We start from the raw sequence: 265 nt of genomic DNA on the forward strand, positions 1-265 counted from the left end.
GCATCCGGCGGCGCTCGGCCGCAAGGGCGTCACGGGCGCGGGTCAACTCCTTCTCCTTCACCAGCAGCTCCTCGCGAGCCGCCATCCAGTCCTCCGGCGAAACGACGGGTGGCATGTTCATTGGATTCATCCTCCGTTGGGTGTCTGAACGTTGAGACACCGCCGGGGGCGAAAACGGAACGGCGCCGATCCAATCCGGGCCGAAATGGTGTCCTTACTGGTGATGGACCCGTTAGGCGACGCCACGCTCGCGCGAGCCCGCGCG

Annotated in this window: 1 protein-coding gene; it reads right to left on the minus strand. The window is 66.4% G+C overall.

Annotated features, from left to right (window positions below):
* Nucleotides 1-130: DUF899 family protein (locus tag SB660_RS21230; protein ID WP_410584366.1), on the minus strand; the 130-nt coding region annotated here is incomplete at its 3' end.
* Nucleotides 131-265: the final 135 nt, after the last annotated feature.

The organism is Bacillus sp. SIMBA_005 (assembly GCF_046535585.1).
GTDB classification, from domain to species: domain Bacteria; phylum Bacillota; class Bacilli; order Bacillales; family Bacillaceae; genus Bacillus; species Bacillus pumilus.